At 34.6% G+C, this 24093-nt stretch carries 22 protein-coding genes; 15 read left to right on the top strand and 7 right to left on the bottom strand.

Features of this window, described 5'->3' with window-relative positions:
- Positions 1-7: 7 nt before the first annotated feature.
- Positions 8-1285, bottom strand: a complete 1278-nt coding sequence (locus LNQ49_RS09420; protein ID WP_229988505.1) for a replication-associated recombination protein A — start codon at positions 1283-1285, stop codon at positions 8-10.
- Positions 1286-1548: 263 nt separating this feature from the next.
- On the opposite strand from LNQ49_RS09420, the gene LNQ49_RS09415 reads away from it, so the two are divergent.
- Positions 1549-2313, top strand: coding sequence for a rhomboid family intramembrane serine protease (locus tag LNQ49_RS09415; RefSeq protein WP_229991327.1), 765 nt, complete (start codon positions 1549-1551; stop codon positions 2311-2313).
- 161 nt (positions 2314-2474) lie between these two features.
- On the opposite strand, the gene LNQ49_RS09410 is transcribed toward LNQ49_RS09415, so the two are convergent.
- The 6 genes from LNQ49_RS09410 to LNQ49_RS09385 all read right to left on the bottom strand — a co-directional run bounded on the left by LNQ49_RS09410 (position 2475) and on the right by LNQ49_RS09385 (position 15618).
- On the bottom strand, positions 2475-3884 hold the full coding sequence (locus LNQ49_RS09410; RefSeq protein WP_229988503.1) for a SusD/RagB family nutrient-binding outer membrane lipoprotein: 1410 nt from the start codon (positions 3882-3884) through the stop codon (positions 2475-2477).
- Between the two features lie 17 nt (positions 3885-3901).
- Positions 3902-6961, bottom strand: coding sequence for a SusC/RagA family TonB-linked outer membrane protein (locus tag LNQ49_RS09405; RefSeq protein WP_229988501.1), 3060 nt, complete (start codon positions 6959-6961; stop codon positions 3902-3904).
- Positions 6962-8144: 1183 nt separating this feature from the next.
- Positions 8145-8879, bottom strand: a complete 735-nt coding sequence (gene rlmB, locus LNQ49_RS09400) for a 23S rRNA (guanosine(2251)-2'-O)-methyltransferase RlmB (protein WP_229988500.1) — start codon at positions 8877-8879, stop codon at positions 8145-8147.
- 88 nt (positions 8880-8967) lie between these two features.
- Positions 8968-10473, bottom strand: coding sequence for a SusD/RagB family nutrient-binding outer membrane lipoprotein (locus LNQ49_RS09395; protein WP_229988499.1), 1506 nt, complete (start codon positions 10471-10473; stop codon positions 8968-8970).
- 11 nt (positions 10474-10484) lie between these two features.
- Entirely contained in the window at positions 10485-13700 is a 3216-nt protein-coding gene (locus tag LNQ49_RS09390; RefSeq protein WP_229988498.1) for a SusC/RagA family TonB-linked outer membrane protein, read from the bottom strand.
- 205 nt (positions 13701-13905) lie between these two features.
- Positions 13906-15618 (bottom strand): BamA/TamA family outer membrane protein, encoded by a 1713-nt coding sequence (locus tag LNQ49_RS09385; RefSeq protein WP_229988497.1) that lies wholly within the window; start codon positions 15616-15618, stop codon positions 13906-13908.
- 181 nt (positions 15619-15799) lie between these two features.
- Between LNQ49_RS09385 and rpsL the strand changes: the two genes are divergently transcribed.
- The 14 genes from rpsL (at position 15800) to rpsQ (ending at position 24091) form a co-directional block, all read left to right on the top strand.
- Positions 15800-16183, top strand: coding sequence for a 30S ribosomal protein S12 (gene rpsL, locus LNQ49_RS09380; protein ID WP_022828353.1), 384 nt, complete (start codon positions 15800-15802; stop codon positions 16181-16183).
- Positions 16184-16205: 22 nt separating this feature from the next.
- Positions 16206-16682: a 30S ribosomal protein S7 gene (gene rpsG / locus LNQ49_RS09375; protein ID WP_007803600.1), complete on the top strand. Its 477-nt coding sequence runs from the start codon at positions 16206-16208 to the stop codon at positions 16680-16682.
- Positions 16683-16692: 10 nt separating this feature from the next.
- Complete coding sequence (gene fusA / locus LNQ49_RS09370) at positions 16693-18849, top strand: elongation factor G (RefSeq protein WP_229988496.1); 2157 nt, start codon at positions 16693-16695, stop codon at positions 18847-18849.
- Between the two features lie 11 nt (positions 18850-18860).
- Positions 18861-19166 (top strand): 30S ribosomal protein S10, encoded by a 306-nt coding sequence (gene rpsJ / locus LNQ49_RS09365; protein WP_011963470.1) that lies wholly within the window; start codon positions 18861-18863, stop codon positions 19164-19166.
- 154 nt (positions 19167-19320) lie between these two features.
- Positions 19321-19938 carry a 50S ribosomal protein L3 gene (gene rplC, locus LNQ49_RS09360; RefSeq protein ID WP_035619642.1) on the top strand — a complete coding sequence of 206 codons (618 nt, stop codon included), beginning with the start codon at positions 19321-19323 and terminating at the stop codon, positions 19936-19938.
- The gene (gene rplD / locus LNQ49_RS09355; RefSeq protein ID WP_035619641.1) at positions 19938-20567 is read left to right on the top strand and encodes a 50S ribosomal protein L4; all 630 of its coding nucleotides are present in this window, start codon (positions 19938-19940) and stop codon (positions 20565-20567) included. The genes rplC and rplD overlap by 1 nt, the downstream gene beginning before the upstream one ends.
- Before the next feature lie 7 nt (positions 20568-20574).
- Complete coding sequence (gene rplW, locus LNQ49_RS09350) at positions 20575-20865, top strand: 50S ribosomal protein L23 (RefSeq protein WP_039111739.1); 291 nt, start codon at positions 20575-20577, stop codon at positions 20863-20865.
- Positions 20866-20874: 9 nt separating this feature from the next.
- The gene (rplB, locus tag LNQ49_RS09345; RefSeq protein ID WP_007136563.1) at positions 20875-21699 is read left to right on the top strand and encodes a 50S ribosomal protein L2; all 825 of its coding nucleotides are present in this window, start codon (positions 20875-20877) and stop codon (positions 21697-21699) included.
- Between the two features lie 7 nt (positions 21700-21706).
- Positions 21707-21985, top strand: a complete 279-nt coding sequence (gene rpsS, locus LNQ49_RS09340; RefSeq protein WP_031456039.1) for a 30S ribosomal protein S19 — start codon at positions 21707-21709, stop codon at positions 21983-21985.
- A 6-nt stretch (positions 21986-21991) separates the two neighbouring features.
- Complete coding sequence (rplV, locus tag LNQ49_RS09335; RefSeq protein WP_007803631.1) at positions 21992-22405, top strand: 50S ribosomal protein L22; 414 nt, start codon at positions 21992-21994, stop codon at positions 22403-22405.
- A gap of 5 nt (positions 22406-22410) precedes the next feature.
- A complete protein-coding gene (gene rpsC, locus LNQ49_RS09330) occupies positions 22411-23163 on the top strand; it encodes a 30S ribosomal protein S3 (RefSeq protein ID WP_035619639.1) in 753 nt (250 codons plus the stop codon).
- Between the two features lie 19 nt (positions 23164-23182).
- Complete coding sequence (gene rplP / locus LNQ49_RS09325; protein ID WP_007803637.1) at positions 23183-23608, top strand: 50S ribosomal protein L16; 426 nt, start codon at positions 23183-23185, stop codon at positions 23606-23608.
- 13 nt (positions 23609-23621) lie between these two features.
- Entirely contained in the window at positions 23622-23813 is a 192-nt protein-coding gene (rpmC, locus tag LNQ49_RS09320) for a 50S ribosomal protein L29 (RefSeq protein ID WP_007803639.1), read from the top strand.
- Positions 23814-23830: 17 nt separating this feature from the next.
- On the top strand, positions 23831-24091 hold the full coding sequence (gene rpsQ / locus LNQ49_RS09315) for a 30S ribosomal protein S17 (RefSeq protein WP_129539790.1): 261 nt from the start codon (positions 23831-23833) through the stop codon (positions 24089-24091).
- The last annotated feature ends 2 nt before the right edge of the window (positions 24092-24093 follow it).

Genomic DNA, 24093 nt, shown 5'->3' with positions numbered 1-24093 from the left:
TGCGGACTTAATATCCGTATTTATCTTTCCAACGATTTTTTAAAAATTCCCGGTTGCTATTCTCTCTAGAGTTGTTGCCGGGATTATATAATACAGTTTCAGATAAGGCATCGGGCAAAAACTCCTGCTCGGCAAAGTTATTTGCATAATCATGCGAATATTTATAATCATCTCCATAGCCCAGTTCTTTCATTAATTTAGTTGGAGCATTGCGCAAATGTATAGGAACAGGTAAGTCACCAGTTTGTTTTACTAGTTGTTGTGCATTGCCAATAGCCATATAAGAGGCATTGCTTTTGGGAGAAGTTGCTAGATAAATAGCACATTGACTTAATATTATTCTACTTTCTGGATAACCAATTGTTGTAACGGCTTGAAAAGTATTATTGGCCATTATAAATGCAGTAGGATTTGCATTTCCGATATCCTCACTTGATAGAATAAGCATTCTTCTAGCAATAAATTTTACATCTTCACCACCTTCTATCATTCTAGCCAACCAATATACGGCACCGTTAGGATCACTTCCACGAATAGACTTTATGAATGCCGAAACAATATCATAATGTTGTTCACCACTTTTGTCATATAAAACAGTGTTTTGTTGCACTAGCTCAAATACACGATCATTAGTTATGGTTATTTCGTCGTCTGGCGATGCGTTTATGACCAATTCAAAAATATTTAATAACTTCCTTCCGTCACCTCCAGAGAGCCTCAATAGTGCTTCAGTTTCTTTTAAATCAATTTTTTTAGAAGCTAAGACAACATCGGTTTTCATGGCACGATGTAATAATAATTCTAAATCGTTTTTAGTAAAAGCATTTAAGATATAGACTTGGCATCTTGATAATAATGCAGGGATTACTTCAAAACTTGGATTTTCGGTTGTAGCACCAATAAGGGTAATCCAACCTTTTTCTACGGCAGCCAAAAGAGAATCTTGCTGTGATTTGCTAAAACGATGAATCTCATCAATAAACAGAATAGGGTTTTTGGCTGTAAATAAACCACCGCTTTGCTTCGCTTTTTCTATAACGTCACGAATGTCTTTTACACCCGAATTGATAGCGCTTAATATATAAAAAGGACGTTTAGATTCTTGTGCAATGATTTGTGCCAAAGTTGTTTTTCCAGTTCCAGGAGGTCCCCAAAACAGTAATGATGGAATAATTCCTTTTGCTATTTGTTGCGTTAATGAACCATTTGGGCCAACCAAATGACTCTGGCTAATGTAGTCTTCTAATTTCTGAGGTCTTATGCGTTCTGCTAATGGTGCTTCCATTTTGTAAAATTACTATTTTCAATTTTGATTTGTTACCACATTTAGCTTTTTTTAGGAGCTGTTTGCTTCATCAGTTTGATACACTCATGTCAAGCTTTTCACTATATCTTTATTTTAACTATAAAAGCAAGCAATAAAGGGTATTGTTACAATGTGAGCTAAAATACTGCTTTATCGTTGTATTAGCATCTGACAAAATAGCATTATATTTATTTTGGATAAATTTTTGACATAAATTTAGTTGCTAATCATAATTATAAATAATAGTGGAAAATCATTTTAAATTTACCAATTCGGTTATTGTACTGCCATTATTTTCCGTACTATTTTTATGGATTGTGTATTGGTTGCAAATTCGTTATGATTTTGATTTTTATGAAAATGGTATTTACCCAAGAACTTTTTCGGGATTGCAAGGAATAATTTTTAGTCCTTTTATTCATGCCGATATCAGTCATTTGTATAATAACTCAATACCGTTATTGGTTCTGTTGGCGGCACTTCAGTTCTTTTATCCGAAGCAGACAGTTGCTGTAATTCTCTACGGAATATTGTTTTCGGGATTGATCACTTGGATTATAGCAAGACCTAATTACCATATTGGAGCAAGTGGTTTGATATATGTTTTGGTAAGTTTTATTTTCTTCAAAGGAATTCAAACTCGATACTATCGATTGGTAGCTTTGTCCTTATCAGTTGTTTTGCTTTATGGTGGAATGATTTGGTATGTCTTTCCAGAAGTAGATACTTCGATTTCTTGGGAGGGGCATTTAGCAGGATTGATAACAGGCTTTTTAATGTCCTTAAAATATAAGACACCCGAATATCAAAAGCCTATTCTATATGATTGGCAGCATCCTGATTTTAATCCAGAAGAAGATGCCTTTATGAAGCATTTTGATGAAAATGGGAATTTTATTAATTTGCCAGAACCAGAGGAAATTATTGTTCAAAATGAGTCTTTCTTTACCTCTAATACAAACGTTGTTTATGATTTTGTTGAAGAGAAAAGCTCTATAAAAGTATAAAAGAAAATTAAAACTCTTTCTTGTTTTGATGTACTCTTAATGTTTGTTAAGTATCGTTGAAATTATTTCTATATGATTTATTTTAGGATGTTTATATAAAAAAAACAACCACTCTGATTGAACAGAGTGGTTGTTAAAATAATAGTGTTTAAACGCTATAATTAGTTTTTATCCCACCAAACTTTAGTTGTAACATTACTAACCACAGTTGCGTTAGGGTTGTATTGTCTTTCATCAGATGGAGTAGGTAGTCTTACTGGGATAACTTTTGTATCTGAATTAGGATTTGGAGTTAAAGCCGGGAATCCTGTTCTTCTGTAATCATTGTAAGGCTCCATAGTTAAGAATAGAGCAATGTATTTTTGTTGGATTATACCAGCAACTGTAAAATCAGCAGTCGCTGCTGCTAAGAAAGGTGCTGTTGGAGCTGTACCAGTAATTTTTGTTACAGAAGCAGTTACAGCATCTTGTAATGCAGTTTGACCAGATTGTCCTAATATAGTTTTGGCTTCAGCTTCGATAAATTTAGCTTCAGCGTAAGTTACTATTCCAATTTGCCAAGCAGAACTAGCGAAACCATTTTGGGTATTATCATCTGGATAACCAAAACCTGCTATGTAAGATGTTTTAACAGAATCGATATCATCAACAGCATTCCCAGTATAGCCACCATTTACATCTTCACCTACCATGAAAGGTAATCTAGGGTCATTGTTATTAACTAAATTATCTACAAAATATTTACCCATTTTGATATAATTCTCACGGCCGTTTTCAAATGCAAACCATTGGTTCCATGAGTTTGGTTTGTCAAGGAATAATGTATTAGCGTCATCACCATTTGATGTCATTCCAGCGAGCGTTATATAATCAAGAGCTTTTTGAGCATTGCTAGCATTAACTGCCGTTAATCTTAAAGCATATCTTGCTTTTAATACATAAGCAACTTTAGTCCATTTTTTTATGTCTCCCGCAAAGACGAAGTCAGCTTTTGAAGGTAATTCTTCGTTGCTTGCTGCAGGTTTTTGGAAATTTGCAAGAGCTTTGTCTAGAAGCCCCTGAATTCTGTCATAAATTTCTTGTTGCGTATTGTATTTTGGAGTTTTATTTCCAGTTTCTTCAGCAAGAAAAGCTTCATCATAAGGTACATCACCCCACATGTCTGTAGCGTATCCTAAATTTATAGCTGACAAGATTTGTCCAATACCATTATAGTATGGATAGTTTGCTGCAAAATCTCGGTTCAAGATATGCCCATTCATTAAGGTAGTTCCGTAGATAAGATTCCATTCGTTGTTAACGTCACCTTCGTTTACAACATATAAACCAGCTGCTCCAAATTGACCTATACTAGTTCCTTGTAGATGTTGTGTGAAAACTCCTGAATATCTCATTACTCCACTGCTGTGAGTTTGGAAAGTTCCAAGCTCCATCGCTGATAGCAATAATTTCGGATTACTTGTGTTTGGGTCGTTTGGGTTGATATTAAATTCATCTAATTCTGTTTGACAGCTCACAAGTAAGCTAACGCTAAAAGCTACGAGAATTATTTTTTTTATATATTTTTTCATTTTTATTTTATTTAAAATTAGAAGCTTACACGTAGACTCATTATAAATGATTTGCTACCAGGATTATTGAAATAATCTAATCCATTAATTCTAGAACCAGCTCCTGTTAAACTAGTTTCTGGATCTACTCCTTTATAGTTTGTGTTAAGCCATAAGTTTCTTCCAGTAAGAGATATTTGTGCAGCGCTTAAGAAAGGGAATTGTTTTACATTGAAATCGTAAGCAATATTTACATCACGTAATCTAATCCAGTTTACATCTGTTACTGCTTCTTCAGCTGCAGCTAAACTAGAGTCACCTTTAAAGTTTTGAAAATAACTTTTAGCAGAGATTTCTTGTGTATTTTGAGTTCCATCTTCTTTTACACCAGGTATAATGTAAGTATGTTCTCTATCAGCTGATGCTTCAGACACACCAATTGTATTTAATCTAGCTCCAGTTCCATTGTAAACTACACCACCTTGTCTAAAGTCTAATAATGCAGATAATGTTACTCTTTTGAAAGAGAAAGTATTTCTAATTCCACCTGTCCAGTTTGGAGCAGAGTTTCCTAAGTTTCCTTTTACGGGGTCTAATTTGGCTAAACCATTAGTACCAATAACTATTTGACCATTTGCATCACGTAACCATTTTGTTCCGTAAAAACTTCCTAGTGGTTGACCTTTAACTGCATAATATCCAATTGAAGTAAATGCTGGTTCTATAGATATTTCTGGTAAACCACCTGCGATATCTGTAACTTCATTTTCGTTTTTAGCCCAGTTTAAGTTAATGTTCCATTGAAATGGGTTACTTTTTTTGAAAATATCATAACCTAGTTCAAGTTCAATACCTTTGTTTCTTAGTTCTGCAGCGTTTTTATATTGAAAAGCATAACCAGAAGATTGCGCCAATGGTACGTCAATTAATAGATCTTTAGATGTCTTGTAGTATAGGTTTAAGTCTACTGATAAACGATTATCTAAGAACTTAGCACTTAATCCTAAATCGTGACCTAGTACTCTTTCTGGTTTTAGATCAGGGTTACCTAAACGACCTTGTACAGCCATACCATTTACTCCATTGTAAGGGAAGCTTAAACCGTCAGTGAAGCCATCTGTAAGGCTAGGTTGACTGTAAACACTTTTTGTACGGTAAGCAATTGGTGCAATACCTACTTCTCCGTATCCATAACTTAATTTTACAAAATTAGTTAGACCAAAAGTGTTTGATAGAATCCATGATGCGGTTCCAGAAGGGAATACAGCGCTTCTAACATTGTCTCCATAAGTTGATGACCATTCTTTACGAACCGTACCAGATATGAAAAGTTGATCTTTAATGTCGAAATCTACTTGTGCAAATATTGCTCTTGAAATTGTGTTTTCTTCTACGTTTGAAGCATACAATTCTGTAGCATTACTTAGGTTGTATAATCCTCTTACTGAAAGATCTTTACCTCTTGCGAATATATCTAAATATTGTGTAGAGCGTAAGTTAAGTCCAGCAGTATAGTTGATTTTTAACCATTCTGATTTTATTGGTAATAAACCTGTAGCAATTAAATCACCATAATAGTCTTTGTTTGTGATGGTGTTAAAGGCTACTTCTCCAATTCCTCCTAGGTTATCTCCATTTGATGAAATTGCATATATCTGTTTACGAGTATCAGAATAGGCATCGATACCTGCTTTTGCAGTTAAAGACAACCATTCAGCATGGCTGTAAGTTAAGAAGATGTTTCCTAATGCACGATTAACATCACTTGTAGCAGGGTTTTCGTTTACAGTAAAGTATGGGTTGTCATAACTTGCGAAATAATTTGTGTTATTTCCGAATTCGTCTTTATAATTTCTTAAGTCATAATTAATAGGAGAACGTAATAAACTCAACATTACTCCAGAAGTATTACTACCATTTTGAACTAGAGTGTTAGTAGTATGAGTGTATTGCATACTAGCTCCAGCTTTCCAGCTTTCGTTTAGTTTTAAATCTCCTGAAAGTCTGATTGTATTTCTTTTTAGACCACTCTCTGGAATCATCCCTGTTTGAGTTACGTTACCATAAGAAGCTCTAAAAGTTGCTTTTTCATCTCCACCGTAAAAAGAAATGTTATTTGTATGTGTTAATCCATCTTTGAAGAAGTTACCAACGTTATCATAAGTAGGTAATCCTAATGATGCTGCTGAAGGTCCCCAACTTTGAGGTGTTCTTGGGTCTGGAGCAGTTCCAGTATTAACAGTACCTTGTATGTATTTGTTTTGTCTTGAAGGTAATTGACTTACTCTATCTATTGCTAATGAAGTATTAAAATCAATTCCTATACCTTTTCCATTTTTACCTTTTTTTGTAGTATAAATGATTACACCATTACCAGCTCTTGCTCCGTATAATGCTGCAGCAGCAGGCCCTTTAAGAACAGTAACACTTTCGATATCGTTAGGGTTGATGTCTAATGCTCTGTTTGAGTTGTTAATCCCTGATAAGTTTGAATTGAAAGGGTTGTCACCAGCTGTAGTTTGAGTTGTAGTATTGTCGATTGGTATACCGTCAACTACTATTAATGGGTCGGTTGTACCAGTAATAGTATTAGCACCTCTAATAATAATTTTACTAGAAGCACCAGGAGTTCCTCCAGATCCAATGATTTGTACCCCAGCAGCTTTACCAGCTAATGCTTGAAGAACGTTTTGTTCTCCAGATTTGGTGATTTCATCTGCTGATACTTTAGATACTGCGTATCCAAGTTTTTTTTCGTCTTTTTTGATACCTAATGCGGTTACAACCACACCTTCAAGTTCTACTGAGTCATCTTTTAGTTTGATGTTAACATTTGTACTAGTAGCTGTAATCTCTTGGGTTTTCATCCCAATGTAGCTAAAAACTAATACTTGACTTGAAGTAGCTTTGATAGAGAACTTTCCATCAAAATCAGTTTGTGTTCCAGTTTTTGTCCCTTTAACTAATACGCTTACGCCTGGTAAAGGCATGCCAGAATTGTCGGAAACAATACCCGAAACAGCTCTTTCCTGCGCAAAAGTTAGTTGCGCAACTAGTACTAATAGTAGTACTAAGAATCCATTGAACTTTAGTTTCATTATTTAAATATTTTGAATTAGTTTCACAAAAATCTTAATAATTTGTTAATCTACCTAATGATTAGCTCGAAATTTATTTAAATATTTCTTAATTAGTTTATATTTCTTGTTAAAATTGTATTTTTTTTGTAGGTTATTATTTGCTTTATTAGCTATAATTAAGTTAAATATATATGTAATTTTGTTTTATTTGTGTTTTTTGTTGATTATAATTAAGTTTTGTTTATTTAAAATGATTTGTTTTCATTAGTGTTAAAAAAAGCAAAACACTTTGTTTTTAAGTGCTGTTTTAGCTAAATCAAGGTATTTTTAGCTTGTGTTTTTTTTATGCTATATGTTTTTTATATGTTAAATAGCATTGGTATTCTATGCTAGACTTGTTTAAAGTTTTTATATTTTAGTTAATTTAAGGTTTTGCCGGTTTTCGGTTCTTAAAGTTGAAGATTTAATATTTACTGTTATTTTTGTTAAAGAAAAACAATATTCGTAATCATTGTGTTTATTTTAGAGAGATTTTTTTTGTTAATTTTGAAGTAGTATTTGTGAGTCTTTTTAAAGAACAAGTGTATGTTGGGTGGTTTTTTAATGTTTTTAATTGATAAAAAAAAAGATGTACTCATTCCGTGGTGTGTGATTTTAAGATAGATTGTTTAATGAAATTTCAAGACTATCTTTTTGGAATTCTTCTTTGTTGATTCCTGGAATTTCAACATCAAGAAGATGTTGTATTTGTTTCTTATGAATTTAAATTTGTAGCTAATTCATATTGTTGAAGAAATTTTTTTTATGAGAGCAAGGGCAGTTTTAATAACAAATGTCAGGAAGTGAGATTTGAACTTGTTTCAAACATACGAAGTGTGATTAAAATGCTGTAAATGATAGAACTTCTAGTGTAGGGTTGAGAGGTAATATTCCTGTATGCTCAAATGTGTCTTTGGAGTTTTTTTTCTTTTTCTTTAAGGGAAAGAATGGAGTAGGTATTAAGCTTGGGTTGACTATGTGTTGAATAGTCGTTTTATAGAAAGAGCCAAGTTTAAAAATAGGGCTTCATTAAAAAAAGTCTATACTTGCAATTGAAGAAATTGCAAGTATAGACTTTGTGTTATTATGTAAGAGAGGAAAAATGAAATTAATTTTTTTTAAAAGAACTCACCTTTTCTAATCTTGCAATGTATTTAGGGGATTAATTTCGTTGGCGTACAGCTTCATATAAAAAAGCCCCACAAGCAACGGACACATTTAGCGAACCAATTGTTCCGAACATTGGTAGTTTTGCTTTTTCGTCAACAATTTTTAAAACTGAGGGATTGATTCCTCTGTCTTCAGAACCCATGATGATTGCTACAGGTTCATTTAGAGTAATATCATAAATATTTTGATCTGTTTTTTCTGTAGCAGCAACAGTTTTTATTCCTGAAGCCTGAAGGTAAAAAATAGCATCTTTTATGTGTTCTACTTTACAGATTGGTACATTGAATACCGCGCCAGCTGATGTTTTAACTGTGTCTCCATTTACAGGAGCTGAGCCAGACTTTTGAACAATAATTCCATTTACACCGGTGCATTCCGCAGTTCTAATAATAGCTCCAAAGTTTCTTGCATCAGATATTTGATCTAATATTAAAAATAGGGGAGTGTTTCCAGATGCAACTGTTGAATCTACTAGGTGTTCTAGTTCGATAAATCCAATTGGCGATATTGTTGCAACGGCGCCTTGATGATTATTTGGGGTAAGTCTGTTTAGCTTTTCGACAGGAACATAAGAAAAGTTGATGTTGGCTCTTTTCATCACTTTCATCAAATCTTTCATTAATTCTCCAGAGATCTCTTTTTGTATAAAGACTTTATCTACTTCTTTGCCTGATTGTATCGCTTCTATGATAGCTCTTATTCCGAATATTTGATGTTCTTTTTCCATGCGACAAATATAGATATAATGTTTATAAAAAAAAAACCACCCATAAAAAGGGTGGTTTTTAAAATGGTATTGGATTTGTAGATTATTTTTATTTATCCCAGAATATTTTTGTAGATAATTTGTCTCCTCCAATTGCAGTTGCAGCTGCATTATAATTTGTTGCATTTAAGGTTTGTTCTCTGATAGGGTATGCCATTCTTGATGGTACTTTTCCTTCAGCAGCAGCGTCTGCGTTTGAAGGAGGTGTAAGAACAGGGAAGTTTAGTCTTCTTGTAGAAGTCCATCCTTCAAAGCCTCTGTTGAATAAAGCATACCATGCTTGTTCACCTACTCTTTGTTGCCATGTTCCTGTTGCTGTAGCATAAGCAACAGCTGGTTGAGCTAAATAGGCATTAGCATCTGCTGGAGATATGCCCCAGTCATCCATAGATGCTCTAATTGCAGCTTCATAATGAGAGGCTACATCACCTCCTACGGCTACTCCTCTTCCTGCAGCTTCAGCCAATAAGAATTCTACTTCAGCATAATCTAACAATGTACCGCTGAAATCTGGTGCTTTGATTTTGTTGCTAGCATGAGTGTATTTAGATTGTGAGTTTTTTGTTCCAACGATACCACCTCTGTAGCCTGTTACTGTTATTAAGTCTCCAGTAACTGGGTCTGTGTCTTTGTAAGTTGGTCTAAAATATGCAGTTTTTCTTGGGTCGTTTAATGTTACTAATGCATCAACAAATGGTTTTGCAACAACAAAATCATTTCTTCCTGAGAATACCATATCAACATAAAGTGGATTGGTGTTAGGAAGGTTTAGCATATAAGGTAGTTTGGCATTATCAGCATTGGAAGTGAATCCGCCTGCGGCACCTGATATAATTGTAGCGTCTGCAATTGCAGCTTCTAAACCTGATGCTTTAAGATTAATTCCTAATTTTAATTTAATGCTATTCGCAAATTTAATCCAAGCATCTAAGTCATCTTTATAGATTACTTCAGCATCGCCAAATGCAGGATATGTTGTGTCTAGGTTTGCAATATCTTTGTTTAGGCGAACTATAAGGTCTTTGTAGATGTCTACAGCTTTATCATATTTTGGCAGGTAATTTGCAGATCCTTGCAATGATTCAGTATAAGGTACATCACCATAAGTGTCAACAAGTATTTGATAAGTATAAACCATTAAAATATCAATTAATATCAATTGATTTTTCTTAGTGATTGTTTTTTGTGTGAATTCTAAATCGGTAGGGGAGATTACATCTTTTTCAAGAAATGCTTTTGCTTGAGCTAAGTCGGCTAAAGATCCGGCATAAAGTCTGTCCCAGTGATTATCGGAGATTTTACGGGTAACCCAGTTGTAAATTGATTCATCCAGATAAGTTGTTTCTGTCCATTGTTGGTTAACCAACCTAAATATGTTTCTGTTTACATTCGTATTAACAAGTTGTTCTGTAAGTGCTTTTTCTGCATTTGTGAAAAGAGTGCTTGCGGGTACAACAGAAGGGTTTTTTTCGTCGACATTTAAATCTGTTAGGCCATTATCATCACAAGAAATTGTGAGGATTAAGATTCCTAAAGCATATATTAATTTTTTCATTTTTCTTGGTATTAAAATTTGAATGTTAAGTTAAATCCAATATCTCTTGTAGTTGGAAGAGATCCTACAGAATAACCTCTTGAGCTATTTCCTGAAGATAATCCACTTTCTGGATCTGCATAAGGTAGATTTTTACTGATTATCCATAGATTAGAACCTAAAAGACTTAAAGAAGCAGCGTTGATAAATGTATTTTCGAACATGCTTTTAGGGAAGTTATAGGTAATAGATACTTCTCTTAGTTTTACAAATGAAGCGTCATAGATAAAAGCTTTATTTGGAGCAGCTTGATATCCTACACTATTTGCAACTGATCCGCCTTTGGTTTTTACTGTGTTTGGAGATCCATCAGGTGCTACACCTTGATTTAGTACTCCGTTTTCTCTCATATCACCTATAGCAGTTTCTTTGTATAGTCCTGATGCGAGACCATAAGACATATCAAGTGAGAAGATATCTCCTCCTTTTTGAGTGTCAATTAAAAATCCAAATGAAAGGTTTTTGTAATTGAATTTATTTCGAATACCACCAATCCAGTCTGGAGTAACGTTTCCAATTGTATTAGCTGAAGAGGTTGTTATCATGTACTTTCCATTAGATTGGTCTATAGTACGTTGTCCGTTTGTGTAAACGTAATCAGTACCTTTAAGTGCTCCATAAGCTTCTCCTGGTGCAGCGTTAATTGTAACACCACTTTGGAAAGAACCTAATTGAAGGTTGTCTAGACCGTTTGGTAATGAAATAACTTTACTTTTGTTGTTTGACCAGTTTATAATTACTTCCCAGCTAAAATCTTTTGTTCTTATTGGAGTTCCGTATAATTGGATTTCAAAACCTTTGTTTTCTATGTCTCCTCCATTAACGACTCCGTTAGTGTATTGAGATGCAGAAGAAACTGCTGCTGAAACAATTTGATCAACTGAGTTTGTTTTGTAGTATGTAACATCAAATCCTAAACGTCTGTCTAGTAAACTTGCTTCTAGACCAACTTCGAAAGATTTTGTTCTCTCTGGTTTAAGGTTTGGGTTTTTGTTGATGCTGCGAAATGGAGTTAGTAATGCATTCGTGTATAAAGGTTGACCTTGGAAGTTTGAAACTCTGGTGTAGGTATTGTTTAATTGTAATGCATCAGCATCATTTCCTACTTCTGCATAGTTGACTCTGAATTTTCCTAAGTTTAACCAATTTGCTTTTACTAGGTTGGAGAATAAAAATGATCCTGAAACAGCTGGATAAACGTATGAATTGTTATCTGATGGTAATGTAGATGAGACATCTCTTCTTATAGAGGCATCAACAAAATAGGTGTCTAAATAGCCAATAGAACCTTGTGCGTAAAGACCATTAACACCGGATGATATTTTAGCTTCTTTTGGGAAAGGTAAATCTAAACGAGAATTAGATAGAGCATAAATTCCTGGTGTAACCAAGCCTCCTATTGTAGAGGAAAGAACATTGTCTCTGTCGTTTCTTCTTACGTTCATACCAAGTACTCCGTTTAAGCTTATATCAGATCCAATTTTTTTATTGAAATTTAACATTAGGTCATAATTCACTTCTTGGAAGTTGATATCGTTTCTTTGGTATCCTGATGCTTCGTCAACTGGAGAAAGGCCAAATCCTGATGCAATTGATCCTACTGCTCTTCTTTCTTCTTGAAGTTGTTTGTAAGTGTCTAATGAAACTCTTCCTAAAGCACTCAGCCAAGGAGTAATTTCATAGTTAAGAGATGCATAACCAAATAAACGGGTTCTGTCATCTGATGAGTAGTTTTGATAGCGGGTAAAGTATGGGTTGTCCCAGTAAGCTGGTTTTAGACCTGCTGGATCTGTTGGATCAGCCCAGTTCCATGTTACGTTTTGACCTCCTGATGCAAAGTATACGTCTTTTTGAGCTTGAACATCAGTGTTGGTTTGCCACCATTGTCTGAAATTACCCATTATGTTGTCATTGTAACCAGTAGAGTTTCTACCTGTTGTGCTTTGTAGTGTAACCGAAGCATAAGCATTTGCAGTTAACTTATCAGTTACTTTTTGACTGAATCTTGCGCTTAATTGATTCTTTTTTAATTCACTGTTTGGTAAAATACCAGTTTGATTAGTATTAACGTAAGACATAGAAAGGCTAGATCTGTCAGTTGATTTCTCAAGAGAGATACTGTTTACGAATGTATTAGCGTTGTTAAAGAAAGTTACTGGTCCGTTTTTAGCAGCAGTCCATGGAGTTGCTTTTCCGAAATTTGGAGAAAAAGGTGTGAAAGCATCCCATTGGTAAACTAATTGGTTGTCGAAGATGTCTCCGTCAGAGGCATCATTTGAAGTGTCTACTGTGTCAGGTGTTCCAGTTCCTAAAAACGAAGAACCAAAGCCATATCCAGATCCGTATCTATTTTGATATGTTGGGAATGTTGATTTGTCAATTGTTCCGTTAGTATATCCGCTTGAAAAAGTGAAACCAATTTTGTTATCATTTGTTTTTCCTTTTTTAGTAGTAACCATTACAACTCCATTTGCGGCTCTTGATCCATATAATGCTGTTGCAGCTGCTCCTTTAAGGATATTGATGCTTTCAATGTCTTCTTGGTTGATATCTGATGCATTATTACCATAATCATATCCACCTCCTCCAACTTGTTGTGAAGTTGCATTTGAATTAGAGTTGTCAATTGGTACCCCGTCAATAACCCAAAGAGCTTGATTGTTTCCGGTAAGTGATTTACTTCCTCTTATTACAACATTTGTAGATCCTCCGAAGTTGTTGTTTCTTGAAACTTCTACACCGGCAGCTTTTCCAGATAATAAATTAGCGACGTTTGTGTTGCCTGCACCTCCACTTAAATCCTTGCCTGAAATTTGTTGGGCTGCATATCCAAGAGATTTTTTTTCTCTTTTAATACCCATTGCTGTTGTTACTACAACGCCTTCTAGTTCTAATGCGTCTCCTGATAATTTTGTGTTTATCGTAGATGTACTAGCTGCTATTTCTTGGGTTTTCATTCCAATATAGCTAAAAACCAAGATTTGACTTGGTGATGCTTTGATGGAATATTTACCATCAAAATCTGTTTGTGTTCCGCTTTTTGTTCCTTTGACTAACACGCTCACGCCTGGTAAAGGCATTCCTGCGTTGTCAGAAACAACACCCGAAACAACTCTTTCTTGCGCAAAGGTTAGCTGCGCTATTAGTAGTAATAGTACTACTAAAGATCCGTTGAAATTTAGTTTCATTTTTAATTATTTTGAATTAGTAATACAATATTCACAATAATTTATTATCTATCCTAATATTATGTTAATGAATTTTTCATTACCCTTTAAATTTAACATTTAAATATATTTTAACGAAAGGCTAATCATGTTGGTTTTTTTCTTGTCAAATGGCTATTTTATTGAGTTTATTTGAATTTTTTTCTTATTATTTTTATTATAAATGTTAGAATTTAACATTGTATGAAATGTTAAGGATGCTGTTGTTGAATTTTATCTTGTTTTCTGTTGTGCTGCCATTTGCAAGTGTGATTTTTAGTAATCCGTTTCTTGTTATCATTCCTAATCCAAGACCAATGCTTATTAGGTTGGTTGTTTTTTTATTGTTTTCTGGAGAAGTTTTGTCTTGATATATGCCGTAATCTAGAATGGTGTGTAAGTAGAGGTTTGAAGATGTTAGATATCGATATTCAGTTATAAGTAAATTTGTATTATTTCCTTGGAGGCTATTTTCTGCAAATCCACGTATTGAATTTATACCTCCAAATCGATATAATTCATTTGTTAAATAATTATCGCTAAATAAGTAATAGCTTTTGCTTCTTATGAATAGGCTATTTTTTGTGTTTAAGTAAAAAATGTTGATTAAGTCAATGTTGGCGTAGTATTGTTTGTTTTCGTTTGATTCGTCTGTTGTGCTGTTTGTATTTGTTCTTTTCCCAAGGCCGGCAGTTATAGTTATGTTAGTCTTCTCTGGAGATGCGAAATTCTCAGGAGTTATTTTTTTGTATTCGAAAGTGCTTGTTGTGAAATGGTTTTTATAATCTTGAATTAAGCTGCTATTGGTGTTTTGTATGTCGCTTGATTCAGTAGATTGGTAGCCAAGATATATATGTGAGTTGTATTTTATGTAATAACCTAGGGCTATTGCGGTTTTTGTATTTTGAAAAATACTGTCTTGTTTGAAAATTTCTAATTCAGCTTTTAAGCTTGTGGGGGTTTTGAATAGATAAGGAATTTCTAGTTTGGTTCTGAATGTGGTTTGTTTGTTTCCGTCACTTTTCCAATATAAAGAAAATTGTTCTCCGCTGCGAAGGGTGTTTTCTAAGTTGATGTCGAGATAACCGTTTAGGGTGATTTTTTTATTTTCATCATTAGAGAAACCTATGTAACCGTCGAATGTGTTGGCTTTTCTTTTTTCGAGGTAGATATAGATTTTTGTTGAATCTTTTGTGAATAGGAGCTCAGGGAATTTGCTTTGTTTTACAAAAGAGAGCTTTTCAAAATCGTTGTAGATTTCTGTGGCAGTTTCCTGATTGAATATTTTTCCGGTGTATTTTTTTTCAAATTGTTTTAAGTGACCTTTTGGAAAAATATTTGATTGGTTGTTCTGTGTGTAGTTCAGGATGATTGAATTGATTTCTCTTTTCTTTTCGTTTTTAAATTCTAAGTCAGCATAAAGGGTGTTTTTCTTTCGATGGATATTTATGAGTTTTAGTTTTGTGAAGGCGTATCCTAAATGTTCGAGCTGGTTTAGTTTTTTGTTTAAGAGTGATTCAATTTCCTCGTATGGGGCTATTATGGTGTCGTTTATTGTGTTTGGGAATACAGTTTTGAGAATTGGGTTTTCTTTACCTATATATATATGTATGGAGTTGGTTTTTTCTTTTAAACTGAATGTTATAGTAAATGTGCTGTCGTTTATGCGGTTATTGGCGATTATTTTGTTGTCAATGTATCCTTTAGTAGATAGCTTTTCTGAGAATAATTGTATTTCATCATTGATGGATTTTGTTGTTTTGTGTTTTTTTAAATAGGATATTGAATCTATGATTTTGTCTTCAACAGTGTTTTTTCCAGTAATCTTTAATTCAAAATGCTGCGCATAACATTGTAGGCTAAGAAAGATTATCAGGAAAAAAGAAAGAAGTGTTTTCAAGTTTAAAAGTGTTTTATTAAATGTAATGCAAATATCTAATCTTTGAGAATAAAAACATAAGGTTAAATAATCTTATTGAAAATTAATGTATTAACGTTTGTATAGTGAAAAATATTTTATACATTTGCAACCCCGTAAAAAGCGGGAATTTAATATACATAATAAATTTTTAGTATTAATTATGCCAACAATTCAACAATTAGTAAGAACAGGAAGAACTCAGATGACTAAGAAGAGTAAATCGGTTGCTTTAGATTCTTGTCCTCAAAGAAGAGGGGTTTGTACGCGTGTTTACACTACTACACCAAAAAAACCAAACTCTGCAATGCGTAAAGTAGCGCGTGTACGTTTGACAAATGGTAACGAAGTAAATGCTTACATCCCTGGAGAAGGACACAATTTACAAGAGCACTCGATAGTATTAGTTAGAGGCGGAAGGGTAAAAGATTTACCAGGTGTTAGATATCATATCGTTCGTGGAGCGCTTGACACGTCAGGAGTTGCAGGAAGAACGCAAAGAAGATCTAAGTACGGTGCTAAACGCCCAAAAGAAGCAAAAAAGTAATTTAAACTTTTAAGAAAAAGACATGAGAAAAAGAGCGGCAAAGAAAAGACCACTTTTACCAGATCCGAGGTTTAACGACCAATTGGTAACGCGTTTTGTGAATAACTTAATGTGGGACGGTAAGAAATCTACAGCTTTTAAAGTATTTTATGATGCAATTGACATCATTGAATCTAAAAAGCAAGATTCAGAAAAATCATCATTAGAAATCTGGAAAGATGCTTTAACTAATGTTATGCCTCACGTAGAAGTACGTAGTCGTAGAGTTGGTGGAGCTACATTCCAAATTCCAATGCAAATCAGACCAGATCGTAAAATTTCTATGGCAATGAAGTGGTTAATACTTTATTCTAGAAGAAGAAATGAAAAATCTATGGCTCAAAGGTTAGCTTCAGAATGTTTAGCTGCGGCTAAAGAAGAAGGTGCTGCTGTTAAAAAGAGAATGGATACTCATAAGATGGCTGAAGCTAATAAAGCATTCTCTCACTTTAGATTTTAATTCATAAGAAATGGCTAGAGATTTAAAATATACAAGAAATATTGGGATTGCTGCTCATATTGATGCTGGTAAAACAACAACAACTGAGCGTATTCTTTTTTATACAGGGAAAACACATAAAATTGGTGAAGTACATAATGGTGCTTCTACAATGGACTGGATGGAGCAAGAAGCAGAAAGAGGTATTACAATTACTTCAGCTGCTACAACTTGTGAATGGAGTTTCCCAACAGAGCAAGGTAAAGCTTTGCCAGAATCAAAACCATATCATTTTAATATTATTGATACTCCAGGACACGTTGATTTTACTGTAGAGGTAAATCGTTCTTTACGTGTACTTGATGGGTTGGTTTTCTTGTTTAGTGCTGTTGATGGTGTTGAGCCTCAATCAGAAACTAACTGGAGACTTGCTGATCAATACAGAGTTCCTCGTATGGGATTTGTTAATAAAATGGATAGACAAGGTTCTAACTTTTTGAATGTATGTCAGCAAGTTAGAGACATGTTGAAGTCTAATGCAGTTGCAATCACTTTACCAATTGGTGAGGAGAATGATTTCAAAGGTGTGGTTGATTTGGTTAAAAATCAAGCTATTATCTGGCATGATGAAACTCAAGGAGCTACTTTTGATATTGTGCCTATCCCTGAGGATATGCTTGCAGAGGTAAAAGAATATAGATCTATACTTATTGAAGCAGTTGCTGATTACGATGAGAATCTTCTTGATAAGTACATGGAAGATGAGAGTTCTATTACTGAAGAAGAGATTAATAATGCTTTAAGAGCTGCTACTATAGATATGGCAATCATTCCAATGCTTGCTGGTTCTTCTTTTAAAAATAAAGGAGTTCAGTTTATGTTAGATGCTGTATGTAAGTATTTACCATCTCCAATGGACAAAGAAGGTATCGAAGGAATTCATCCTGATGATGCTGAATTGTTAGAAGAAGATCAAACAAAAATTATTCGTCGTCCAGATGTAAAAGAGCCATTCGCTGCTTTAGCATTTAAAATCGCTACTGACCCTTATGTTGGTCGTTTAGCTTTCTTCCGTGCTTATTCAGGTCGTTTGGATGCGGGTTCATATATTTTGAACACTCGTTCTGGAAACAAAGAAAGAATTTCTCGTATTTATCAAATGCACGCTAATAAGCAAAATCCTATCGATTATATCGAGGCTGGAGATATTGGTGCGGCAGTTGGATTTAAAGATATTAAGACTGGAGATACAATGTGTGATGAAAAACATCCAATTATTCTTGAGTCAATGAAATTCCCTGCGCCGGTAATTGGTATTGCAATTGAGCCTAAAACTAAGGCTGACGTAGATAAAATGGGTATGGCTTTGGCTAAATTAGCTGAGGAGGATCCTACGTTTACAGTTAGAACAGATGAGGCTTCAGGGCAGACTATTATATCAGGTATGGGTGAGCTTCACTTGGATATCTTGATTGATCGTATGAAACGTGAATTTAAAGTTGAAGTGAACCAAGGTGAGCCTCAAGTTGAATACAAAGAAGCATTTACAAAAACTGCTACACATAGAGAAACATATAAGAAACAATCAGGAGGTCGTGGTAAATTCGGAGATATCGTATTTACACTTGGGCCAGCTGACGAAGTTGATGGTAAAGTTCCTGTAGGATTGCAGTTTATTAATGCTGTAAAAGGTGGTAACGTTCCTAAGGAATATATTCCATCTGTAGAAAAAGGTTTCCGTGAGGCTATGAAAACTGGTCCTTTAGCAGGATACCAAGTTGATAGTTTAAAAGTAACTTTAACTGACGGATCTTTCCACCCTGTCGATTCAGATGCGCTTTCTTTTGAGTTAGCAGCTAGAATGGGGTATAGAGAAGTAGCTAAAGCTGCTGGAGCAATCATTCTTGAGCCAATCATGAAAATGGAGGTTATTACACCAGAAGAAAACATGGGAGATATCGTAGGTGATATTAACCGTCGTAGAGGTCAGGTTAATGACATGGGTGATAGAAATGGTGCTAAAACTATCAAAGCTGATGTGCCTTTGTCGGAGATGTTTGGTTATGTAACAACATTAAGAACACTTTCGTCTGGTAGAGCAACATCTACAATGGAATTTTCACACTACGCTGAAACGCCTTCTAATATTTCAGAAGCAGTTATCAAAAAAGCAAAAGGAAACGCTTAATCTTTAAGAAAATGAGTCAAAAAATCAGAATAAAACTAAAATCTTACGATCACATGTTGGTAGATAAATCTGCTGAAAAGATTGTAAAAACAGTTAAGAGTACCGGTGCTGTTGTAACAGGTCCAATTCCGTTGCCAACACATAAAAAACTTTTCACTGTACTACGTTCTCCGCACGTTAACAAAAAAGCGAGAGAGCAATTTGAAGTAATGTCATATAAGAGATTAATTGATATTTATTCATCTTCATCTAAAACTATTGATGCTCTAATGAAACTTGAATTGCCAAGTGGAGTAGAAGTTGAAATCAAAGTTTAAGTAGTTCAAGAGTAAAAAAGGACGCTGTTTTTAAGCGAAAAATATTTTTTTTGGTTTGTGTGTAAATAAGTTATACTTTTGCACCTCTTAAAAAATAGGATTCGGTTAAAAGCTGCGTTCTATATTTATATTTAATAATTAATAATTAATATTTATGTCTGGGTTAATTGGTAGAAAAATCGGCATGACTAGTATTTTTGATGAAAACGGGAAAAATATTCCTTGTACAGTAATCGAAGCTGGTCCATGCGTTGTTACCCAAGTCAGAACCAAAGGTGTTGACGGGTACGAAGCGTTGCAACTTGGTTTCGATGACAAAAACGAGAAACATTCCACAAAAGCGGCTTTAGGTCACTTTAAAAAAGCTGGAACTGTAGCTAAGAAAAAAGTCGTTGAATTCCAAGATTTCGCAACAGAGCAAAAATTAGGAGATCTTATTGATGTTTCTATTTTTTCTGAAGGAGAATTTGTAGATGTACAAGGTGTGTCTAAAGGTAAAGGTTTTCAAGGGGTTGTAAAACGTCACGGTTTTGGTGGTGTTGGTCAAGCAACTCACGGTCAACACAACCGTTTAAGAGCGCCAGGTTCTGTGGGAGCTTCTTCTTATCCATCTAGAGTATTCAAAGGAATGCGTATGGCTGGAAGAATGGGAGGAGACAATGTAAAAGTTCAAAACCTTAGAGTTTTAAAAGTAGTTGCTGAAAAGAACCTACTAGTTATCAAAGGATGTGTTCCTGGACATAACAACTCTTATGTAATCATTCAGAAGTAATGGAAGTAAAAGTATTAGATTTCAACGGAAAAGATACTGGAAGAAAAGTTCAACTTTCTGATTCAGTATTCGCAATTGAACCAAATAATCACGCTGTATATCTTGATGTTAAGCAATATTTAGCAAATCAAAGACAAGGTACTCATAAGGCTAAAGAAAGAGCTGAAGTAGCGGGAAGTACACGTAAGATTAAAAAACAAAAAGGAACTGGTACTGCTCGTGCGGGTAGTATTAAAAACCCTTTGTTTAAAGGTGGTGGAACAGTTTTCGGACCAAGACCAAGAAGTTATTCATTTAAATTGAATAAAAACTTAAAGAGATTGGCAAGAAAATCAGCTTTCTCAATTAAAGCAAAAGAAGCAAGTATTGTTGTTTTAGAAGACTTTAATTTTGAAACACCAAACACTAAAAATTTCATTAATGTTTTGAAAGCTTTAGGGTTAGAAAATAAAAAATCTCTATTTGTGTTGGGAGAGTCGAATAAAAATGTATATTTGTCCTCACGCAATTTGAAGGCTTCTAATGTTGTAAGTAGCTATGAATTAAGCACTTACGCTATTCTTAACGCTAATAATTTAGTGCTTTTGGAGAGTTCTTTAGAGGTAATTGAAGAAAATTTAAGTAAATAATAGGAATATGAGCATCATAATTAGACCTATAGTAACTGAAAAAGTAACCAAAGAAAGTGAAGTTTTGAATCGCTTCGGTTTTGTTGTTGACAAAAAAGCAAATAAAGTTCAGATTAAGAAAGCTGTTGAGGCTGCTTATGGAGTAACTATTTTGAGTGTTAACACAATGAATGTAAGACCGGATAGAACTACAAAATACACAAAAAGTGGTTTGATCAGCGGAAAGACAAATGCAATCAAAAAAGCAATTGTTCAAGTACAAGAAGGAGAAACAATTGATTTTTACAACAATATCTAAGATAGAAAAATGTCAGTAAGAAAATTAAAACCTATTACCCCAGGTCAGCGATTTAGAGTTGTGAATGGTTATGACGCCATTACAACTGATAAGCCGGAACGCTCTTTGATAGCGCCGATAAAAAACTCTGGAGGTAGAAATAGTCAAGGAAAGATGACCATGCGTTATACGGGTGGTGGTCACAAGCAGAGATATCGTATTATTGATTTCAAACGTACAAAAGAAGGAATTCCGGCTACAGTGAAATCAATCGAGTATGATCCAAATCGTACTGCATTCATCGCTTTGTTAGCTTATGCTGATGGAGAGAAAACTTATATTATCGCTCAAAATGGATTGAAAGTTGGTCAGAAATTAGTTTCTGGTCCAGAATCTCAACCAGAAATCGGTAATACATTGCCTTTAAGCAGAATTCCTTTAGGAACTGTTATTTCTTGTATCGAATTGAGACCAGGTCAAGGAGCAGTAATCGCTCGTTCAGCTGGAACATTTGCTCAATTAATGGCAAGAGATGGAAAATATGCTACAATCAAAATGCCATCAGGTGAAACAAGATTAATTTTGTTAACTTGTGCAGCTACAATTGGAGCAGTATCTAATTCAGACCACCAATTAGTTGTATCTGGTAAAGCAGGTAGAACAAGATGGTTAGGAAGAAGACCTAGAACAAGACCTGTTGCAATGAACCCTGTCGATCACCCAATGGGTGGTGGTGAAGGTCGTTCTTCTGGTGGACATCCACGTTCAAGAAATGGAATACCAGCTAAAGGTTATAGAACTCGTTCTAAGAAAAACCCGAGTAATAAGTATATCGTAGAACGTAGAAAGAAATAATTAAGATATGGCACGTTCATTAAAAAAAGGACCTTTCGTTCATTATAAGTTAGACAAGAAAGTTCAAGAAAACATTGAAAGCGGTAAAAATGGAGTAGTAAAGACTTGGTCTAGAGCTTCTATGATTACTCCAGACTTTGTTGGACAGACTATCGCAGTTCATAACGGTCGTCAATTTGTACCAGTTTACGTAACAGAAAACATGGTAGGTCACAAATTAGGAGAATTTTCACCAACTAGATCTTTTAGAGGTCATGCTGGAGCAAAAAATAAAGGTAAAAAATAAGAAGCAATGGGAGTTCGTAAAAGAGAAACAGCAGATGCGAGAAAAGAGGCTAATAAGTCTATTGCTTTCGCAAAATTGAATAACTGCCCTACTTCACCTAGAAAAATGCGCTTAGTAGCGGACTTGGTAAGAGGTCAGAAGGTAGAAAGAGCACTTAACATCTTAAGATTCAGTTCTAAAGAAGCTTCAAGAAAATTAGAAAAACTATTATTATCTGCAATCAACAACTGGGAGCAAAAAAATAGTGAAGGTAATTTAGAAGAAGCTGGATTATTTGTTAAAGAGATCAGAGTAGATGGTGGAATGATGTTGAAAAGACTTCGTCCAGCACCTCAAGGTCGCGCACACAGAATAAGAAAACGTTCTAATCACGTAACAATCGTGCTTGGGGCTATCAATAACACACAAAGCAATTCTTAAACAGCATGGGACAAAAGACAAATCCAATTGGAAATAGACTTGGTATCATCAGAGGGTGGGACTCAAACTGGTATGGTGGAAATGATTACGGTGATAAACTTGCCGAAGATCACAAAATCAGAAAGTATATCCACGCTCGTTTATCAAAAGCTAGTGTATCAAAAGTAATCATCGAGAGAACTTTAAAACTTGTAACCGTTACTATCACTACTGCTAGACCTGGTATCATTATCGGAAAAGGTGGACAAGAGGTAGACAAGTTAAAAGAAGAACTTAAGAAAATTACAGACAAAGAGGTTCAAATTAACATATTTGAAATTAAAAGACCTGAATTAGATGCTTATCTTGTGGCGACAAGCATCGCACGTCAAATAGAAAGTCGTATTTCTTACAGACGTGCAATCAAAATGGCTATTGCTGCTTCTATGCGTATGAACGCTGAAGGTATCAAAGTTTTGATTTCAGGACGTTTGAATGGAGCTGAAATGGCACGTTCAGAAGGTTTCAAAGAAGGTAGAATTCCTCTATCAACTTTCAGAGCTGATATTGATTATGCACTTGCAGAAGCTCATACTACTTACGGTAGAATGGGAATCAAAGTGTGGATCATGAAAGGTGAAGTTTATGGAAAGAGAGATCTTTCTCCGCTTGCTGGAATGGATAAAAAACAAGCTGGTGGTGGAAAAGGTGGAGATGCTCCTCGTGGCAAATCTAACTTTAATAAAGGTTCAAAACCAGACGCTCGTAAAAGAAAGTAAATTTTTAAACTAAAGAAAAATGTTACAGCCTAAAAGAACAAAATACCGTAAGGTACAAAAAGGTAAAATGAAAGGTAACTCTCAAAGAGGGCATGAACTTTCTAATGGAATGTTTGGTATTAAATCTGTACATGAAGATGGAATGTTCTTAACTTCTCGTCAAATCGAAGCTGCGCGTATTGCTGCAACTCGTTTCATGAAGAGAGAAGGACAATTATGGATCAAAATATTTCCAGACAAACCAATCACTAAGAAACCTCTTGAAGTACGTATGGGTAAAGGTAAAGGTGCAGTAGAATATTGGGCTGCAGTTGTTAAACCCGGAAGAATAATGTTTGAAGTTGGAGGAGTTCCATTGTCAGTTGCAAAAGAGGCTTTACGTCTTGCAGCACAAAAACTTCCAGTAAAAACTAAGTTCGTTGTTGCTAGAGATTTCGAAGCATAATTTATAATATATTATGAAACAATCAGAAATAAAAGATCTTTCTGCAGCGGAGTTGCAAGAAAAACTTAGTCAAACTAAGAAGATATATGCTGACCTAAAAATGGCCCACGCTATTTCTCCAATTGAGAACCCACTTCAAATTAGAAGTGTAAGAAGAACAGTTGCAAGATTGGCTACAGAGTTAACTAAAAGAGAGTTACAATAATTGTATTCTGCTGAAAGATGGAAGAAAAAAGAAATTTAAGAAAAGAAAGAATTGGTGTTGTTACTTCAAATAAAATGGACAAGTCTATTGTTATTGCTGAAGTAAGAAAAGTAAAACACCCATTATACGGTAAGTTCGTGTTGAAAACAAAGAAATATGTTGCACACGACGAAACAAACGACTGTAACATTGGAGATACTGTAAGAATTAGCGAAACGCGTCCTTTAAGTAAATCAAAATGTTGGAGATTAGTTGAAATCTTAGAAAGAGCTAAATAATT

Origin of the sequence: Flavobacterium pisciphilum (genome assembly GCF_020905345.1) — a bacterium.
Lineage (GTDB): Bacteria > Bacteroidota > Bacteroidia > Flavobacteriales > Flavobacteriaceae > Flavobacterium > Flavobacterium pisciphilum.
The sequence above is the reverse complement of the archived record's forward strand: the minus strand, read 5'-3'. Positions and strand labels throughout refer to the sequence as shown.